Genomic DNA, 17,842 nt, shown 5'->3' with positions numbered 1-17,842 from the left:
ACGATGAAGAAGACCGATGTGGTGGTGGTGGGCTTCGGCTGGGCCGGGTCGATCATGGCGCGCGAGCTGACCGAGGCCGGCCTGCGCGTGGTCGCGCTGGAACGCGGCGCCGCGCGCGACACCCAGCCCGACGGTGCCTACCCGAGCACGCTGGACGAGCTGACCTACAGCGTGCGCAAGAAGCTGTTCCAGGATCTCTCGCGCAGCACCGTCACGATCCGTCATACCGAGGCGGATACCGCGCTGCCGTATCGGCAGCTCGGCGCCTTCCTGCCTGGCGATGGCGTCGGCGGCGCCGGCCTGCACTGGTCCGGCGTGCACTTCCGCGTCGACCCGGTGGAGCTGAAGCTGCGCAGCCATTACGAGCAGCGCTACGGCAAGCGCTTCATCCCCGAGGGCATGACCATCCAGGACTTCGGCGTGAGCTACGAGGAGCTGGAGCCGCACTTCGACTTCGCTGAGAAGGTGTTCGGCACCTCCGGCAGCGCCTGGAGCGTGCGGGGCGAAGTGGTGGGGCGGGACAAGGGCGGCAACCCGCTGGCGCCGGACCGCTCGGCGCCGTTCCCGCTGCCGGCGCAGAAGCGCACCGTCTCGGCGCAGCGCTTCTTCTCGGCCGCCGCCGGGCTGGGCTATCACCCCTACGACATGCCCTCGGCCAACGCCTCCGGCCCCTATACCAACCCCTACGGTTGCCAGATGGGCACGTGCAACTTCTGCGGCTATTGCAGCGGTTATGCCTGCTACAACTATTCCAAGGCCTCGCCCAACGTCAACGTGTGGCCGGCGCTGCGCCAGCAGCCGCTGTTCGAGCTGCGCACGCATTGCGAGGTGACCCGGGTGGAGCTGGCGCCCGATCGCAAGACCGCCACCGGGGTGACCTACGTCGATGCGCAGGGGCGCGAGGTGTTCCAGCCCGCGGACCTGGTGATCGTCTCGGCCTTTCAGTTCCACAACGTGCGCCTGCTGCTGCTCTCGGGCATCGGCACGCCTTACGACCCGGCCAGCAACACCGGCGTGGTCGGGCGCAACTTCGCCTACCAGAACATGGCCACGGTCAAGGCGTTCTTCGGCCGGGACGTGCACAGCAACGAGTTCATCGGCGCCGGTGGCAACGGCGTGGCGATCGACGACTTCAACGCCGATCACTTCGATCATGCGGCGGCCGGCTTCGTCGGCGGCTCACCGATGTGGGTCAACCAGGCCGGGGTCAAGCCGATCAGCGGCATCGCGCTCCCGGCGGGCACGCCGGGCTGGGGCCAGGCGTGGAAGCGCGCGGTGGCCGAGCACTACACCCACACCGTGTCGATGGACGCGCACGGCGCGCACATGAGCTATCGCAGCAACTACCTCAGCCTGGACCCGACCTATACCGACGTCCACGGCCTGCCGCTGCTGCGCATGACCTTCGACTGGCAGGAGAACGACACGCGCATGGCGCGCTTCATGGCCGACAGGCTCGACGGCATCGCCAAGGCCATGGGCCCGGCCTCCACCCGCAAGCTGGTGCGCGACTTCGGCGATCACTTCGATACCACCAGCTACCAGACCACGCATCTGAACGGCGGCGCGATCATGGGCACCGACCCGGCCACCAGCGTGCTCAACCGGTATCTGCAGAGCTGGGACGTGCACAACGTCTTCGTCCCCGGTGCGTCGGCCTTCCCGCAGGGCTTGGGCTACAACCCCACCGGGCTGGTGGCCGCGCTGACCTACTGGTCGGCGAAGGCCATTCGCGACCAGTACCTGTCCTCGCCACGCGCGTTGGCGTAACCAACGCGCGTCTCGGGATCGCCTCAGCGCGGCTTGAACACGCCGCGCGCCTCGCGCGGTTCGCTGCGCAGGTACTGCGAGGCGATCGGCAGGGTCGCGCCCAGCGCCACCGCCGCGTGCCAGGGCCAGCGCGGGTCGTACAGCGCGGCGCGGGCGATGGCCACCGCATCGGCCTTGCCTTCGGCCACGATGCGCTCGGCGTGCGCCGGCTCGGTGATCAGGCCGACCGCGACCACCGGCATGGTGGACAGCGCCGCCTTGATGTCGCGGGCGAACGGCACCTGGTAACCGGGTTCCACCGGGATCTGCTGGCGCGGATCCAAGCCACCGCTGGACACGTGCAGATAGCTGCAGCCGCGTGCTTCCAGCGCCTGCGCCAGGGCGATGCTCTGCGCCACGTCCCAGCCGCCTTCGACCCAATCGCTGGCCGAGATGCGCATGCCGACCGCCATGCTGTCCGGCACCGCCGCGCGCACCGCGTCGAACACCTGCAGCGGCAGGCGCAGGCGGTTCTCCAGCGAGCCGCCATAGGCATCGGTGCGATCGTTGCTCAGCGGCGAGAGGAACTGGTGCAGCAGATAGCCGTGCGCGCCGTGCAGCTCGATCAGGTCGAAGCCCAGCCGGTGCGCGCGCTGCGCGCTGTCGACGAAGGCCTGCACGATCGCCTCGACGCCGGCCTCGTCCAGGCGCTGCGGCGCCGGATCGCCTTCCGCGTACGGACGATCGGTGGAGGAGACCGTCTGCCAGCCGTGCGGCGCGTCCGGCGCGATGGCCGCGCCATCGTGCTCCCACGGCTTGTGGGTGGAGCCCTTGCGCCCGGCGTGGGCCAGCTGGATGCCGAGCCGGATCGGCGACCAGCGCCGGATGCCTTCCACCACAGGGCGCAGGGCCTGCTCGGTGGCGTCGTCCCACAGGCCCAGATCGGCCCAGGAAATGCGTCCACGCGCCTCGACCGCGGTGGCTTCCAGAATCAGCAGGCCGGCGCCGGACTGCGCCAGATGACCCAGATGCATGGCGTGCCAGGCATTGGCCTGTCCATTGTCATCATCACAGGAGTACTGGCACATCGGCGCGATGACGATGCGGTTGTCCAACGACAGCGGCCCCAGGGACAGGGGCGAAAACAGCGTGCTCACGAAGTGTGGCCTTACAACGGGGGGAGAGCCCACATTGCAACGCGCGGCGTTAGCACCCCGCAAGCGCACCGCTGGATCAGCCTGTCGCGCGCACGACGCTCACGCCGTCACACCGTCCTCGAGAAAGGCCAGCGCCTGCGCGCAGTCGTGCTGCACCTTCAGCGTGAGCAACGCGTCGGCGCGCGTGCGGCCGTGGTTGAGCGCGGCCACCGGCAGGCCGGCCGCATGCGCCCACTGCACGAAGCGCAGGCCCGAGTACACCATCAGCGAAGAGCCCACCACCAGCAGCGCATCGCTGCGTTCCAGCACCTCGCGCGCGGCGACCACCCGCTCGCGCGGCACGTTCTCGCCGAAGAACACCACGTCCGGCTTCAGCACGCCGCCGCAGTGCGCGCAGGCCGGGATGTCGAATGCCGCGAAGTCCACGCCCTCCAGATCCGCATCGCCATCGGGCGCGATACCGGCGTGATGCCGGTCCCAGCCTGGATTGCGCGCGACCAGCTCGGCCTGGAAGTCCTCCCGCGGCGTGCGTCGCTCGCAGCCCATGCAGCGCACCACATCCAGCCGGCCATGCAGATCGATCACCTGGCGGCTGCCGGCGGCCTGGTGCAGGCGGTCCACGTTCTGGGTCAGCAGCAGGCAGAGCTGCCCGCGCGCCTCCAGCGCCGCCAGCGCACGGTGCACGCCGTTGGGCCGCGCGGCGCCGAAGCGCGGCCAGCCGACCAGGCTGCGCGCCCAGTAGCGCTGGCGCGTGGCCAGCTCGCCCATGAAGGCCTGATAGGTCACCGGCTGCGGCCGCTTCCACGCGCCGTCGCGGTCGCGGTAATCGGGGATGCCCGAATCGGTGCTGCAGCCCGCGCCGGTCAGCACGAACAGACGCTCGTGGCGTTCGATGAAATCGCGGAGGGCGGGGTGCGGGACGTTCATGCGGGCCTGACCGGGCTGGCGTGTGTCCTATCTTGGGGGCGCACCGCGACACCGCAAGGACAGGCCCGTGCGTCGGCGCGTCAGGCCGGGCGGCTGATCTCGATCAGGTTGTCGTCCGGGTCGCGGAAGTACAGCGAGGTGATCGGCCCGGTGGCGCCCGTGCGCGCGACCGGGCCTTGCTCGATGACCACGCCCAGCGCCTGCAGCTGCGCCTGGGCCTGCTCGATCGGCGTGTCGATCAGCAGGCACAGGTCGCCCGAGCCCGGCGTGGGTGTGCGCGCCTTGGGTTCGAACTCATGCCCATGCCGGTGCAGGTTGATCTTCTGCTGACCGAAGGCCAGCGCCTTGCGGCCCTGGCCGAAGGTGATCACCTCCATGCCCAGCACGCGCGCATAGAAGGCGCAGCTGGCCTCGACGTCGGCGACGGTCAGGACCAGGTGGTCCAGGCGTTCGACTTTCATCGCTCATTCTCCTCTGGGCGGGTGCGGACCGAAGCGTCCGTAGGGTCTGCTGTCGTCGGCGCCCTTGCGCAGCACCTGCGCGGCCAGCAGCGCCAGCGCCTGCAGCGCCAGGCAGAAGATCACCAGCGCGCCCCAGCCGCCGTGCTGCCAGAACCAGCCGCTGACCGAGCCGATCACGCTGGAGCCGATGTAGTAGGCCAGCAGATACAGCGAGGCCGCGTGGCTCTTGCTGGCCTTGCCCAGCCGGCCGACCCAGGCGCTGGCGGCCGAGTGGGCGATGAAGAAGCCGATGGTCAGCAGCACGATGCCGAAGATCACCAGCCACAGGACATGCGACAGCGTCATCGCCACTCCGGCGATCGCGCAGACCGTGCCGGCCAGCACCACCGGCCCACGGCCGAAGCGATCCGAGGCCGATCCGGCCACCGAGGACGAGACGATGCCGAACACATAGGCCGAGAAGATCAGGCCGATCTGGCTCTGGCTCAGGCCGAACTCCGGCCCGCCCAGGCGGAAGCCTGCGTAGTTGTAGACGCTGACGAAGGTGCCCATCAGCAGGAACGGGATCGCGAACAACCACGGCAGATAGCGGTCGCGCAGATGCCCGCCCCAGGCCTGCACGTGGTAACCCAGCCGCACCCCGGTCTTGCGCACGAAGTTGCGCGAGGGCGGCAACAGCAGCACGAAGCCGATCGCCACCAGCAGGTCGACCGCGCTGAGCGTGGCCAGCGCCGTGCGCCAGCCCAGGTGGTCGGTCAGCACGCTCATGCCGATCCGGCCCATCATCCCGCCGAAGGCGTTGCCGGCCACGTACAGGCCGGTGGCCGCGCCCAGCTTGTGGCCCGGAAGCTCCTCGGCCAGGTAGACCATGGCCACCGCCGGCACGCCGCCCAGCGCGATGCCCGAGAGCATGCGCACCACCACCAGCGACTCCCAGTGCGGCAGGAAGGCGGCCACGCCGTTGAGCACCGCGGCCAGCGCGATGGAGGCGAACATCAGCCCGCGCCGGCCCAGGTTCTCCGACACCGCACCGGCGCAGAAGATCGCCACGGCCAGCCCACCGGTCGCCAGCGACAGCGGCAGCGAGCTGGCGGCCGCGCTGACCCCGAAGCTCCTGGCGAACTCGGGCAGCAGCGGCTGCACGCTGTAGAGCAGCGAGAAGGTGGCGAACCCGGCCAGGAACAGCGCCAGGCGGATGCGCCCCAGCGGCAAGGACGTGTCGAGGTCGGCGGACGCTGGACCTGCGTCCAGGGCAGTGGCGGAAGCGCGGGGCATGGCGAACGAAGCTGGCGCAGGGGGAGGGCAGTATCTGACCGCCATGACCACGCGTCCAATATATGATGCAGGCAGTCGCCATACGTCCTACATATGGAGCATCATGGAGTTGCGACACCTGCGCTACTTCCTGGCCGTGGCCGAGGAGGCCAACTTCACCCGCGCCGCCGCGCGCGTCGGCATCGGCCAGCCGCCTTTGAGCCAGCAGATCCAGGCGCTGGAGAAGGAGCTGGGCACGCCGCTGTTCGTGCGCACCCCGCAAGGCGCCCAGCTGACCGACGCCGGTCAGGCCTTCCTGCTGGAGGTGCGGCGCGTGCTGGTCGACGTCGAGCGCGCCGCCGACAGCGCGCGCCGGGCCGCGCGCGGCGAGAGCGGCCGCCTGCGGCTGGGATTCACCGCCTCGGCCGCGTTCAACCCGGTGGTGCCGCAGCTGATCCGCGACTACCGCCGCGCCTGGCCCGCGGTCGAACTGGCGCTGGAGGAGACCAACACCGCCGGCCTGCTCGACGGCCTGGCCCAGGGCCGGCTGGATGCGGCCTTCATCCGCTACAGCGTGGCCACCCCGCCGGAGCTGGCGCTGATCCGCTTCCCGGACGAGCCGATGAAGATCGCCGTGCCGGCCGCGCATCCGCTGGCGGCCCGGCGCAGCGCGCCGCTGTCGGTGCTGGCCGGCGAGCCCTTCATCCTGTTCCCGCGCAGCTTCGGCACCAGCCTGTACGACGAGATCCTGTCCGCCTGCCGCCAGGCCGGCTTCAGCGTGGCTATCACCCAAGAGGCGCCGCAGATGTCCTCCATCGTCAACCTGGTCGCGGCCGAGCTAGGCGTGTCGGTAGTGCCCGAATCCACCGCCCAGCTGCAGCTGCCCGGCGTGCGCTATCTGGACATCGAGGGCCCGGTGCCGATGGCGCGGCTGGCGCTGGCGGCCATGCCTACCCAAGCCCATACCCCGCCACCCTTGCGCCATCTGCTGGCGCTGGCGCGCGGCGCCGACCCGATGCAGGCCGGCGCCGCCTGAGCGATCAGTCCAGCCGGCCCAGCGCCGCGGCGTCGAAGTCGCGCAGTTCGTCGGTGGCGCCGCGGTGGATCTTCTCCGCCCAGCGCGCATCGCTGAGCAGCGCACGGCCGACGGCGATCAGGTCGAACTCCTCGCGTTCCATGCGGGCCACCAGCCGGTCCAGGCCGACCGCGCTGGAGCCCTCGCCGCCGAAGGCGCCCATGAAGTCGCCCGACAGGCCGACCGAGCCCACGCTGATCGTCGCCGCGCCGGTGAGCTTCTTCGCCCAGCCGGCGAAGTTGAGCCCGTCGGCCCCGTCGATCTCCGGGAATTCGGCCTCCCAGAAGCGCCGCTGCGAGCAATGCAGCACGTCCACGCCGGCCTCCACCAGCGGCACCAGCCAGGCAGCCATCGCCTCGGGCGTGTCGGCCAGGCGCGCGCTGTAGTCCTGCTGCTTCCACTGGCTCAGGCGCAGGATGATCGGGAAGTCGGGCCCCACGGCCGCGCGCATGGCCTGCACCACCTCGACGGCAAAACGCGAACGCTCGGCCAGCGTGGCGCCGCCGTAGCGATCGTCGCGCGTATTGGTTGGCGCCCAGAAGAACTGGTCGAGCAGATAGCCGTGCGCGCCGTGGATCTCCAGCGTGTCGAAGCCCAGGGCCTGGGTGTCGGCCGCCGCGCGCGCATAGGCGGCGATGGTGTCGGCGATGTCCTCCTCGGTCATCGCCCGGCCGCGCGGCTTGCCCGGCGCCTCCAGGCCCGACGGACTCTCGACGCCGTCCTGCTCCCAGGCCGTCTGGAAGCTCTGCACCGCGCCGACATGCCACAGCTGCGGGCCCATCCGGCCACCGGCCTGGTGCACCCCGTCGATCACCGCACGCCAGCCGGCCAGCGCCGCCTGCCCGTGGAAGACCGGGATGCCCGGGTCGTTGCGCGCGCCCGGCCGGTCCACGACCGTGCCCTCGGACAGGATCAGGCCGACCTGGTGTTCGGCGCGACGCCGGTAATAGGCCGCCACGTCGGGGCCTGGCACGCCCTCAGGCGAGAACGCGCGCGTCATCGGCGCCATCACGATGCGATTCTTCAGCGCCAGCGACTTGACCTGGAAAGGGCGGAACAGCACCTGCGCAGCAGCAGAGGACATGGGCAACTCCGTGGGGGAAGGGAGGCGCAAGAGAGTATATTTCGTATACCAGGTGTCAATCAGGCACCCTCAAGCGACCAGGTATCTCCAAGGAAACCACCATGCACGCGCCGCAGCCCCAGGTGCTCTCCGCCGCCGATTGCCCCAGCCGCCTGCTGCTGGACCAGATCGCCGACAAGTGGTCGGTGCTGGTGCTGGCCGCCCTCTGCCGCCAGCCGCTGCGCTTCAACATGCTCAAGCGCACCCTGGAAGGCATCACCCAGAAGGCGCTCACCCAGACCCTGCGCCGGCTGGAGCGCAACGGCATCATCGAGCGCCGCGTGGTCACCGCCTCGCCGATTGCGGTGGAGTACCGCATCACCGCGCTGGGCCGCACGCTCAAGGCGCCGTTCGAGGCGCTTCACGCCTGGACCCGCGAGCACCTGCCCGATGTCGAGCGGGCGCGCGAGGCCTTCGACGCCCGCGAGCAGGCGCAAACGCTGCCCGCGGCCGCCAACGACTGATTCAAGCCTGGTTGAAATCCAGCGCGCCGGTCAGATCGCCCGGCGGCGGGCCGCCGGCGGCGACCATCGCGTCCTCGCGCAGCTTCAGGCCCGGCAGCTTCTCCAGGCCGAAGCGGCGCGTGATCAGGCGCGCGATCGAGCCGGTGTCGTAGATCGTGTGGTCCACATGCCCGCGCTTGGCGAAGGGCGAGATCACCAGCGCCGGGATGCGCGTGCCCGGCCCCCAGCGATCGCCCTTGGGCGGCGCCACGTGATCCCACCAGCCGCCGTTCTCGTCGAAGGTGATCACCACGACCATCTGCTTCCACTGCGGGCTGTTCTGCAGGGCGTGCACGATCGCCGCCAGGTGCCGGTCGCCGGCCTCGATGTCCGAGTAGCCGGCATGCATGTTGAGATTGCCCTGCGGCTTGTAGAACGCCACCGGCGGCAGCTTGCCGGCCTGCGCGTCGGCGATGAACTTGTTGGTCGCCGCGGTCTCGCCCAGGCCGCCATCACGCAGGTGCTGCTTGCGCGCCGCGCTGCCCGGCGCCAGCGAAGCGAAGTAGTTCAGCGGCTGGTGATGGGCCTGGAAGTTGGGATGGCTGGGGAAGCTGCCGTCGTTGCTGTCGCCCATGCCGTCCAGCGCCGCCTGGAACGCACCGGCGTACCAGGCCCAGTCCACGCCCTTGGCGCTCAGCATGTCGCCGATGTGCTTGTGCGACTGCGGCGGGCAGGTGTTGGCGCTGCTGGCATCGGCCAGCGCGGGATTGGCCTTGTCCACGTTGAAGCCCGGCGAGTACGGCGGCCCGATCGTGTTGACCGCCCAGTAGTCCGGCGTCAGCGTCGGGCGCGAGGTGAACTTGGCCACGCCGTCCATCGCGCTGGCCGGGCTGTTCTCGGCCGGGATCAGCGCCTTGCCGTCGGGCTTGCCGTCGGCGGTCTTGGCGATGTGCAGCTTGGCCGGACTCTTGTCGGCGTTCGGATAGAACGGCGGCTGCGCGGCGACCAGGTACTGGTGATTGAGGAACGAGCCGCCGAAGGCGCCCATGAAGAAGTTGTCGCACAGCGTGTACTGCTGGGCCAGCCGCCATAGGCGCAGGTTCACCGCCGTGTCGGCGTAGTGCCCCATCAGCAGCGCGCCGGTGTCGCCCCAGGCGACGAAGCCATCGTTCTTGCCGCCATTGATCTGCATCTGGTTGCGGTAGAACTCGTGCACCAGGTCGCGCGTGACCACGCCGTGCGGCAGCGGCTCGCCGGCCGGCGTGCGCAGCGCGAACGGCGCATTGGGCAGGCCGGTGATGTCCTCCTGCTTGATCTGATAGCTGCGGTGATTGACCACCTGGGCATCGGGCACCATGCCGTCCCAGATCGGCGGCAGGGTCTTGAGCGGCGTGCCGTCGCGGTCCTTCTGCACCGCCTTGGCCGGGTCGAGCGCCTTCAGCGGCTGCTGCAGTCCCGGGAAGTCGGCGAACAGGTTGTTGAAGCTGCGGTTCTCCGCATAGAGCACCACGATGGTCTGCACCTGCTCGCGCAGCTGGGCATCGGTGACCGGCGTGGCCGCGCGGCTGCCGGCCTTGGCCGAAGCCGCGGCTCCGACGCCGGCGGTCTTGGCGGCGGCCTCGCCGCCCAGCCCCAGCGCGGCGCCCGCGGCGGCAAGCCCGCCCAGCAACCGGCGGCGCTGCGGATCGGAGAGAAAGGACTCGGGCAAATCGTCGTCGTGCTGGCTCATCGTGGACTCTGTGCGGAAAACGAAGAAGGCGCTCCTCTCGGAGCGCCCCCTAGTGTGCAGAGTCTTGATGACCGCCGTCAGGCACGAAGGTCATGCCGTGGGCGGCCGGTCACATTGGCAGGCTTGTCCTGCCGGTCAAGCGCGCTTTGAACCGGAAGTCGCGGGCGGCTGAGAGGGCTGCTGCGGAGGCGGCGACGGCGGGGTGTGCAGTTCGCGATTGAATTGCGGCGGCATGGCCTGGCGCGGCATGGACGGGCCGCGGAAATCGTCCACCAAGGCATAGCGGTCGCCATCGAGTCGCCAGAACCAGGCGCCGAAAGGCACCTGCTTGCCATCCACCGGCACGAACTTCGCGGCGTACCGGCCATCCTCCATCGGCGTGAGATTCAGTTTCATCCGCAGCACCATCTGGCTGTTGACCGGATGGTCGTCGCGCAGCGCCGGCGCCACGATGGCTTCATCGAGGTTCTTGCGAAGCAGCCGGTTCATCGACGGCTTCAAGGTCTGCGAAGCCTGTACCCGGGTGATCTTGCCTTGGCTGTTCACCGAAACCAGCACAGGGACCACACCTTCTTCGAAGCGGGCCACGGTCAGTTCCGTGGCGGCGCAGCCAAAACTCGCAAGCGCGAGAGCGCCTGCGCATAACCGTGCAAGAGAGCGTTCCATCTTCGAACTCCTTGTCAATCGAGGGAAACGAGCGTTGGTCGAAGCAGCCGCCAGCTCCGTGCTCACGAAGCATCGCCTTCCCGAATCTACTCCGCCCAGGCTGCTTGTCAAATCGCCGCAGGTGTGGTTGCGGCGGCGGCAACCGCCACCGGACTACGCTCGGCGAACTGACCGCGCCAGTACGGGTAATACGGATACGGCGGCTCCACCGCGCTGGCGGCGTCCAGGCGGGCGATCTGCTCGGCCGTCAGCGACCAGCCGACCGCGCCGAGGTTGTCGCGCAGCTGCGCCTCGGTGCGCGCCCCGATCAGCACGCTGCTCACGGTCGGACGCTGCAGCAGCCAGTTGATCGCCACCTGCGGCACCGTGCGGCCGGTCTCGGCGGCGATCGCGTCGAGCACATCGACGATGGCGAACAGGCGTTCATCGCCGATCGCCGGCGCGAAGGCGGCCGTATCGTGCAGTCGGCTCTGCGCGGGCAGCGGCTGGCCGCGGCGCAGGCGGCCGGTCAGGCGGCCCCAGCCCAGCGGGCTCCACACCACCGCGCCCAGGCCCTGGTCCAGGCCCAGCGGCATCAGTTCCCACTCGTAATCGCGCCCGGCCAGCGAGTAATAGGTCTGATTGGCGACGAAGCGGCTCCAGCCTCGCGCGTCGGCCACCGCCAGCGACTTCATCAGCTGCCAGCCGGCGTAGTTGGACGCGCCCAGGTAACGGACCTTGCCGGCCCTGACCAGGCCGTCAAGCGTGGACAGGGTCTCCTCCACCGGCGTCATCGCATCGAAGGCATGCAGCTGCAGCAGATCGATGTAGTCGGTGCGCAGGCGTCGAAGCGAGTCGTCGACCGCGCGCAGCAGGCGCAGGCGCGAGGCGCCGGCGTCGTTGGGTCCCTCGCCCAGACGCAGCCCGGTCTTGGTGGAGATCAGCGCCCGCTCGCGGCGCCCGGCCAGCGCCGCGCCCAGGATCTCCTCCGACGCGCCGTCCGAGTACACGTCGGCCGTATCGAACAGATTGGCGCCGGCCTCCAGGCACAGATCGACCAGGCGCCTGGCCTGCTCGACGCCGGTGTTGCCCCAGGCCGAGAACAGCGGCCCCTTGCCGCCGAAGGTGCCGGCACCGAAGCCCAGCACGGGCACCTTGAGGCCGGAGCGGCCAAGCAGTCGGGTTTCCATCAATTTGGTTCCTTGAGGTGGGAAGTCGTGGCGGCGTGGGCGTCCAGGCCGGCCAGGACCGTGGCGACCGCATGGGCGATCGCCGCATAGCCGGCATCGCCGGGGTGCAGGTGATCGCCCGAGTCGTAGACCGGCAGCAGCCGCAGGGGCCGTGCAGGATCGTGCAGCAGGAGGTCGAGGTCGACGACCGCATCGAATGAGCCGTCCTGGCGGATCCAGCGGTTCACCGCCTGGCGCGTGCGCTCCTTGTCGGCGCTGTAGTAGCCAACGATCGCACTGTCGGCCAGTGCGCCCTCGAACGGCGGCATCGTGGCCCCGACGATGCGCACCCCGCGCGCCCGGGCCCGTGCGATCAGCTGGCGGTAGCCGCCGATCAGCGCCGCCGACTCGACCGGCGGCGCCGCTGGCGCGAGCACGGTCCCGGGCCAGCCGATGTCGTTGATGCCCATCAGCACTACCACGGTCTCGATGCCTGGTTGCGCGAGCACATCGCGGTCCAGGCGAGCCAAGGCGCTTTCGCCCATCAGCGTCGACAGCACCCGCGCGCCGGAGATGCCTGCGTTGGCCACGGCGATGCCGCGCGGGGCAAGCGCATCGGCCAGGACGTCCGGCCAACGATGATCGGCGCCCGGGGTGGAGCCGGCTCCGTCGGTGATCGAATCGCCCAGGGTCGCCACCAGCCGCGGCGCGGCAGTCTCCACCTGGATCGCAGTGGCGAACAGTCGCACCTCGGCCGCGCCGGTCGCCGTCAGGCTTGGAGCGCCGGTGACATCGCCATCGGCCAACCAGGCCTGATCCAGTCCCTCCCAGTGGAAGGTCGCCGGCGGCGTCGGCTCGGGCAGATACAGGCTGAGCGCGAGCCGTTCGCCATCCGCAACGTCCAGCGCGACCGGGTCGCTGACCCAGGCGGCACCGGCGGGGATGGCGACCGACGCCTGCCCGTCGAAGTGCAGCACGCGATCGCTAGCGGCGAGGATCGACGACCCATCGGCCGCCTTGGCCAGATGCGCCGCGCCGATCACCAGCGGCGCGCTGCCGTAGGCATTGGACAGCACCACGCGTAGGCGCTTGCCGCCGACGCTGACGCGCACCACCTGGCGAACGGTCTGGTTCCACAGGTGATAGGGCAGCTTGGTGGGCAGTGGAAACGCCCCGTCCCAACGCGGCTGCGGGTTGGCCGACCACGTGGTGACCCAGGACGCCGCAGGAGCCGCCTGCAGCGCGACGGGTGCGCACAGGCATAACGCCAGCAGCCCCTTATGGAGGTTAGCGGACATCAGTGCAGCTCCCCACGGCAGTGTTCGGTGTCGACGGCGTACTCGCTTCGCACGCTGAACCACGCGACGGCCAGACCGGCCAGCGTGATCAGGGCCGCGACCCACGGCGTGGCCGGCAGGCCGAGCGAGCTGGCCACCACCACGCCCCCCAGCCAGGCGCCCAGGGCGTTGCCCAGGTTGAAGGCGGCGATGTTCAGGCTGGAGGCCAGGTTCTGGCCCGCACCCTGCGCCTGGTCGAGCACGCGCAGCTGCAGCGGGGCCACGGTGGCGAAGGCGGCGGTCCCGAGCAGACCGACGAAGGCGATCATCGCGACCCGCGAATGCAGCGCCAAGGCCATCAGTCCCAGGACCAGCGCAAGTGCCAGTAGCGAGCCAAGCAATGCGGGGGTGGGCCTGCGGTCGGCCAAGCGCCCGCCCAGCAGGTTGCCGAGGATCATGCCGACGCCGAACACCAGCAGCACGGGCGAGACCGCGGACTGGCTGAAGCCGGTGACCTGCACCAGCAGCGGCTGGATGTACGTGAAGACCGCGAACACACCGGCATAGCCCAGCACGGTCATCGCCAGCGCCAGCAGCACCTGGCCGCGGCCGAGCACGGCCACCTCCTGGCGCCAGTGCATCGCCTGGCCGGCGCCGGCCGAGGCCGGCACCCACAGCGCGACCACGGCCAGGGCGACCACGCCGATCGCGGTCACCGCCCAGAAGGTGGCGCGCCAGCCCAGGTGCAGGCCCAGCCAGGCGCCGGCCGGGACGCCAAGCAGGGTGGCCACGGTCAGCCCGGCGAACATGATCGAGATCGCCGACGCCTTGCGTACGGCTGGCACCAGGGAGGTCGCCACCACCGCGCCGACACCGAAGAAGGTGCCGTGGGCCAGCGAGGTCAGCACGCGGGCGGCCATCAGCGCGGTGTAGTCCGGCGCTAGCGCGCAGGCCAGGTTGCCTACGGTGAAGATCCCCATCAGCGCGACCAGTACGGCCTTGCGCGGCAGCTTGGCCGTGGCCAGGGTCAGTATCGGCGCGCCGACGAACACGCCCAGCGCATAGCCGCTGATCAGCATGCCGGCGGCGGGAATGGACACGCTCAGGTCCGCGGCGACTTGCTGCAGCAGACCCATCAGGATGAACTCGGTGGTGCCGATGCCGAAGGCGCCGATGGTCAGCGCGTACAGCGCCGCCGGCATGCGGGTGCTTCGGGGAGAGGACAGGGATGACATGGCAGGTTCCTGGAGGGGGACGACGAGCCGCCGCGACCTGGGCCTGATCCATCGTCCAGGTGGCCTGCGGGACACGCAGTGGGCCCGCGGGGCGATGGTTCGAAGCCATGCACGTGGCGCAGCGCGGGTCCGGAGCGTGGGAAGAGGCCGCCTAGCCTGCCCGGCGACATCCAATCAAAAAAGCACTGTTATCCTGAATCACTTTCAATGCATCGTTGAGAATGGCCATGGGCCGCGTCGGCGACATCGCCTTGTTCCTGCGGGTGCTGGACCTGGGCTCGATCAGCGCCGCCGCCCGCCAGCTGGACCTGTCGGCCGCCGTGGCCAGCCAGCGGCTCAAGCGCCTGGAGCGCGAGCTGGGCGTGCGCCTGCTGCACCGGACCACGCGCCGCCTGCATCCCACGCCCGAGGGCCAGGCCCTGGCCGAGCGCGGCCGCGTGCTGGTCCGCGATCTGGAGGCCCTGGGCGAGGACCTCCGCGAAAGCGCCCAGCAGGTCTCGGGAACCTTGCGCGTCACCCTGTCGGCCTCGTTCGGCATGCTCTACGTCGCGCCGCTGCTGCCGGAATTCCAGCGTCTGCATCCCCGGCTGCGCGTCAGCGCGCATCTGAGCGATCACCTGGTGGACCTGGTGAAGGAAGGCTTCGACCTGGCCATCCGCATCGGCCCGCTGGCCGACTCGGGCCTTTACGCGCGCAGCCTGGCCTCCAATGCGCGTGTCTTGTGTGCCTCACCCGAGTACCTGCGCCGGATGGGCACGCCCAGGACGCCGGCCGACCTGGCCACCCACGATGGCGTGCTGCTGATGGGGCGCGACGGCCGCCAGGATGTCTGGACCCTGGTCGGCCCGGACCGGCAGAGCGTGCGGGTGCGCATGGCCAGCCGTTTCGAGAGCAATTTCGGCGAAGTCCTGCGCGAGGCCGTGCTCGCCGGGCAGGGCATCGCCGTGCACTCGCTCTGGCATGTCGCCGCCGACCTGCGCGCCGGGCGGCTGCTCGCGGTGCTGCCCGACTGGCGCCCGCCGGTCACGTCCATCAGCGCCGTCACCCCGGCGCGGCTGCAACCGCCGCGGGTGCGGCGGTTCGTCGAATTCCTGACCGCCCGGCTGGGCGACCCGCCGCCGTGGGAGCGGCTGGAAGCGCGGTGAAGCCCTCAGCGCAGGCTTTGCAGTGAGGCCTCCCGCGGCGCGGCAAAGCTGTGGCGAGGCGAGATCGGCAGCGCCGCGGTTCGCGAACGCAAGCGCTCAGAACAACACACCCTGCGGCGATGTCGGCCGCGGCGGCAGCGGCCTGACGAAGCGGCTGCAGTCCAGGCTGCGGCGGGGAGTATCGGCGTAACCCAAGCGCTTGTGCGCCAAGGCGAAGCGCCGCGCCAGCAGGTCGGCATACACCCCTTGGCCCCGCATGCGCTTGCCGAAGGCGCTGTCGTAGTCCTTGCCACCGCGCAGCTGACGCACCGTGCTCATCACGTGCGCGGCGCGGTCGGGATGGTGCGCCCGCAGCCAGTCACGGAACAGCGGCGCCACTTCGTGCGGCAGGCGGAGCAGCACGTAGCCGGCGGACTCGGCGCCGGCGTCGCGAGCCGCCTCCATCACCGCTTCCAACGCCTGGTCGTTGATCCACGGGATCACCGGCGCCACCATCACCCCGACGGGCACTCCGGCCTCGTGCAGGGTGCGCATCGCGCGCAGCCGCGCATGCGGCGCCGATGCGCGTGGCTCCAGCCTCGCCGACAGACGCGGGTCCAGCGAAGTCACCGAGAAGTGCACGCTGACCAGATTGTCGCGTGCCAGCGGCGCCAGCAGATCCAGGTCGCGCTCGACCAGCGCGTTCTTGGTGATCAGCGAGAACGGGTGGCGGGTCTCGGCGAAGACCTCGATCAGCCGACGGGTCAGTCGCAGCTTGCGCTCGATCGGCTGATAGGCGTCGGTGTTGATCCCCAGCGCGATGGGGCTGGGCACGTAGCCGGGCCTGGCCAGCTCGCGCCGCAGCAACTCCGGCGCATTGGTCTTGGCGAACAGCCGCGTCTCGAAATCCAACCCCGGCGACAGGTTCAGATAGGCGTGGCTGGGGCGGGCGAAGCAGTAGCTGCAGCCGTGCTCGCAGCCGCGGTAAGGGTTGACCGACTGGGTGAAGCCCACGTCCGGCGACTGGTTACGACTGATGATGCTGCGCGCGGTCTCCTCGCTGACCTGCGTGCGCAAGCGCGGCGCGGCGAACTCCTCGCTGTCCTCGGCATGCCAGCCGTCATCCTCGGCCTGGCTGACGGTCCGTTCGAAGCGGCCGGGCAGGTGACTGCCGGCGCCGCGGCCCTTGATGAAGTTGCTCATGTGCGCAGGCTACGCGCCTGCCATCTCGACGGATGCGACGCGGCCCGTCGGCGACGGGCGAGCCCCATCGTGACGGTGTTCCGGAGCCAAGCCATAAACGCCGCGCACCAGAGCACTGCGGTGGTGACTGCCCATGATCGCAGCGACGCGAGACCTGTCGAATCTCGATCGTCGCCGTGGAAGGGCGGTCAGGCCCGTCAGCGCAGGCTTTGCAGCGAGGCCTCCTGCAGCGCCGCGTAGATCGCGAACTCATCGGCCACTGGCGCCCCCAGCGCCGCCTCGAACTCGGCCCGACGCGCATTGGCCGCATAGGCATGCTGCTCGGCCCCGCCCAGATTCGACTGGAAGATGCCGGCCGCGCTGACCGGCAGGAAATCCTCGTAGACGATCGGGTCGGCCGTGGCCAGGCCGCGCGCGATCAGCACCTCGGCCGGCGCATCGCGCTCGGCCGCCGGCGCCGCGCGCCCGCGCCCGGTCAGCGCGTAGCGGAAGTAGCCAAGGCCCTCGCGCCGCAACGTGTCCAGATCATCGGGGAACTGCGCGAACGCCGCCGCCAGCCGCGCGGGATAGTCCGCCCCGGTGCTGCCGGCGCCCGCATCGCGCGCCTGGTCCAGCAGCGCGTCGTACAGCGCCCGGCCCTTCGGCGTCAGCGCCAGGCCGCGCTGCTCGATCTCGCCGAAGCGCGCGGTATGCGTGCCCGCCTCGGCCGCCTCGCCGTTCGGGAAGGACACCGCCTCCTCCAGCGCCTTGAAGCTGGTCTGGCGCAGCAGGATCGGCACCGCGCGCGGCGGGGGCCCCTCGATCACCGCCTTGGCCTCGATCCCACGCGCCAGCATCTGCGCCTGGGCCGCATCGATGTCCAGCGTGCGCGGCGTGAGATGGTTGATATGCGGCCCGTGGAAGCACACCACGTCGGCGATCAGCCGGTGGGCGTCGCTCAAGGCCTGATAGATGGCGCGCGAGACCGTCGCATCGCCGTGCCAGCGGAAGGTCTCCAGCGCCTCGGCGACAAAGCGCCTGGCCTCCTCCTCGCCCAGCCCGCCATCGCGTTCGTACTGCGCGATCAGCGCCCGCACGCCAGCGGTGAAGATGTCGCGCCTGGCCAGGATGTCCGCGGCCTGCGCGCGCAGCGCGGCATCGTCGATCAGCTCCAGCCGCAGCAGCGAGGTGAACACACGGAAGGGATTGGCCGCCAGCGCCTGCGCCGTGGTCGGGCGGAAGGCGGTCGAATGCACCGGCACCCCGGCGACGGACAGATCGTAGTAACCCAC

At 70.3% G+C, this 17,842-nt stretch carries 16 protein-coding genes (1 of these 16 running past the window's edge); 4 read left to right on the top strand and 12 right to left on the bottom strand.

What is annotated here, in order from left to right; genetic code table 11:
- The first annotated feature begins 3 nt into the window (after positions 1-3).
- On the top strand, positions 4-1,770 hold the full coding sequence (locus MWN52_RS19240; RefSeq protein WP_286575915.1) for a GMC family oxidoreductase: 1,767 nt from the start codon (positions 4-6) through the stop codon (positions 1,768-1,770).
- A 23-nt stretch (positions 1,771-1,793) separates the two neighbouring features.
- Here the strand turns inward: MWN52_RS19240 and MWN52_RS19235 are convergent, their stop codons facing one another.
- The 4 genes from MWN52_RS19235 to MWN52_RS19220 form a co-directional block, all read right to left on the bottom strand.
- Complete coding sequence (locus MWN52_RS19235; protein WP_286575914.1) at positions 1,794-2,906, bottom strand: NADH:flavin oxidoreductase/NADH oxidase; 1,113 nt, start codon at positions 2,904-2,906, stop codon at positions 1,794-1,796.
- Positions 2,907-3,005: 99 nt separating this feature from the next.
- A complete protein-coding gene (locus MWN52_RS19230) occupies positions 3,006-3,833 on the bottom strand; it encodes an NAD-dependent protein deacetylase (protein ID WP_286575913.1) in 828 nt (275 codons plus the stop codon).
- An 80-nt stretch (positions 3,834-3,913) separates the two neighbouring features.
- Complete coding sequence (locus MWN52_RS19225) at positions 3,914-4,294, bottom strand: VOC family protein (protein WP_286575912.1); 381 nt, start codon at positions 4,292-4,294, stop codon at positions 3,914-3,916.
- 3 nt (positions 4,295-4,297) lie between these two features.
- A complete protein-coding gene (locus tag MWN52_RS19220) occupies positions 4,298-5,569 on the bottom strand; it encodes an MFS transporter (protein WP_286575911.1) in 1,272 nt (423 codons plus the stop codon).
- A gap of 103 nt (positions 5,570-5,672) precedes the next feature.
- Between MWN52_RS19220 and MWN52_RS19215 the strand changes: the two genes are divergently transcribed.
- On the top strand, positions 5,673-6,584 hold the full coding sequence (locus MWN52_RS19215; RefSeq protein WP_286575910.1) for a LysR family transcriptional regulator: 912 nt from the start codon (positions 5,673-5,675) through the stop codon (positions 6,582-6,584).
- Between the two features lie 4 nt (positions 6,585-6,588).
- Here the strand turns inward: MWN52_RS19215 and MWN52_RS19210 are convergent, their stop codons facing one another.
- A complete protein-coding gene (locus tag MWN52_RS19210) occupies positions 6,589-7,707 on the bottom strand; it encodes an NADH:flavin oxidoreductase (RefSeq protein WP_286575909.1) in 1,119 nt (372 codons plus the stop codon).
- A 101-nt stretch (positions 7,708-7,808) separates the two neighbouring features.
- On the opposite strand from MWN52_RS19210, the gene MWN52_RS19205 reads away from it, so the two are divergent.
- Positions 7,809-8,210, top strand: a complete 402-nt coding sequence (locus MWN52_RS19205; RefSeq protein ID WP_130520245.1) for a winged helix-turn-helix transcriptional regulator — start codon at positions 7,809-7,811, stop codon at positions 8,208-8,210.
- A gap of 1 nt (position 8,211) precedes the next feature.
- On the opposite strand, the gene acpA is transcribed toward MWN52_RS19205, so the two are convergent.
- From acpA to MWN52_RS19180, 5 genes are all read right to left on the bottom strand, one after another.
- Entirely contained in the window at positions 8,212-9,918 is a 1,707-nt protein-coding gene (gene acpA, locus MWN52_RS19200; RefSeq protein ID WP_286575908.1) for an acid phosphatase, read from the bottom strand.
- 135 nt (positions 9,919-10,053) lie between these two features.
- Positions 10,054-10,584 (bottom strand): energy transducer TonB, encoded by a 531-nt coding sequence (locus MWN52_RS19195; RefSeq protein ID WP_286575907.1) that lies wholly within the window; start codon positions 10,582-10,584, stop codon positions 10,054-10,056.
- Positions 10,585-10,691: 107 nt separating this feature from the next.
- Positions 10,692-11,753: an aldo/keto reductase gene (locus MWN52_RS19190; RefSeq protein ID WP_286575906.1), complete on the bottom strand. Its 1,062-nt coding sequence runs from the start codon at positions 11,751-11,753 to the stop codon at positions 10,692-10,694.
- Entirely contained in the window at positions 11,753-13,030 is a 1,278-nt protein-coding gene (locus tag MWN52_RS19185) for an SGNH/GDSL hydrolase family protein (RefSeq protein WP_286577804.1), read from the bottom strand. Before MWN52_RS19185 ends, MWN52_RS19190 begins: the two co-directional genes overlap by 1 nt.
- On the bottom strand, positions 13,030-14,244 hold the full coding sequence (locus tag MWN52_RS19180; RefSeq protein ID WP_345783501.1) for an MFS transporter: 1,215 nt from the start codon (positions 14,242-14,244) through the stop codon (positions 13,030-13,032). The genes MWN52_RS19185 and MWN52_RS19180 overlap by 1 nt, the downstream gene beginning before the upstream one ends.
- Positions 14,245-14,471: 227 nt before the next feature.
- On the opposite strand from MWN52_RS19180, the gene MWN52_RS19175 reads away from it, so the two are divergent.
- Positions 14,472-15,389, top strand: a complete 918-nt coding sequence (locus MWN52_RS19175; protein ID WP_286577803.1) for a LysR family transcriptional regulator — start codon at positions 14,472-14,474, stop codon at positions 15,387-15,389.
- A gap of 96 nt (positions 15,390-15,485) precedes the next feature.
- Here MWN52_RS19175 and MWN52_RS19170 read toward each other — a convergent pair whose 3' ends face one another.
- Positions 15,486-16,571 carry a PA0069 family radical SAM protein gene (locus tag MWN52_RS19170; RefSeq protein ID WP_286575905.1) on the bottom strand — a complete coding sequence of 362 codons (1,086 nt, stop codon included), beginning with the start codon at positions 16,569-16,571 and terminating at the stop codon, positions 15,486-15,488.
- 197 nt (positions 16,572-16,768) lie between these two features.
- A protein-coding gene (gene hglS, locus MWN52_RS19165; RefSeq protein WP_286575904.1) for a 2-oxoadipate dioxygenase/decarboxylase HglS crosses the window boundary here: on the bottom strand, positions 16,769-17,842 show its 3' portion. 282 nt of this gene lie beyond the right edge of the window; only the last 1,074 of its 1,356 coding nucleotides appear in the window; its start codon lies off the right edge, out of view; the stop codon is at positions 16,769-16,771.

Origin of the sequence: Pseudoxanthomonas winnipegensis (assembly GCF_030322905.1) — a bacterium.
Classification (GTDB): Bacteria; Pseudomonadota; Gammaproteobacteria; order Xanthomonadales; family Xanthomonadaceae; genus Pseudoxanthomonas_A; species Pseudoxanthomonas_A winnipegensis.
Note: the sequence above shows the minus strand (reverse complement) of the source record. Positions and strands in the feature narration are given on the sequence as shown.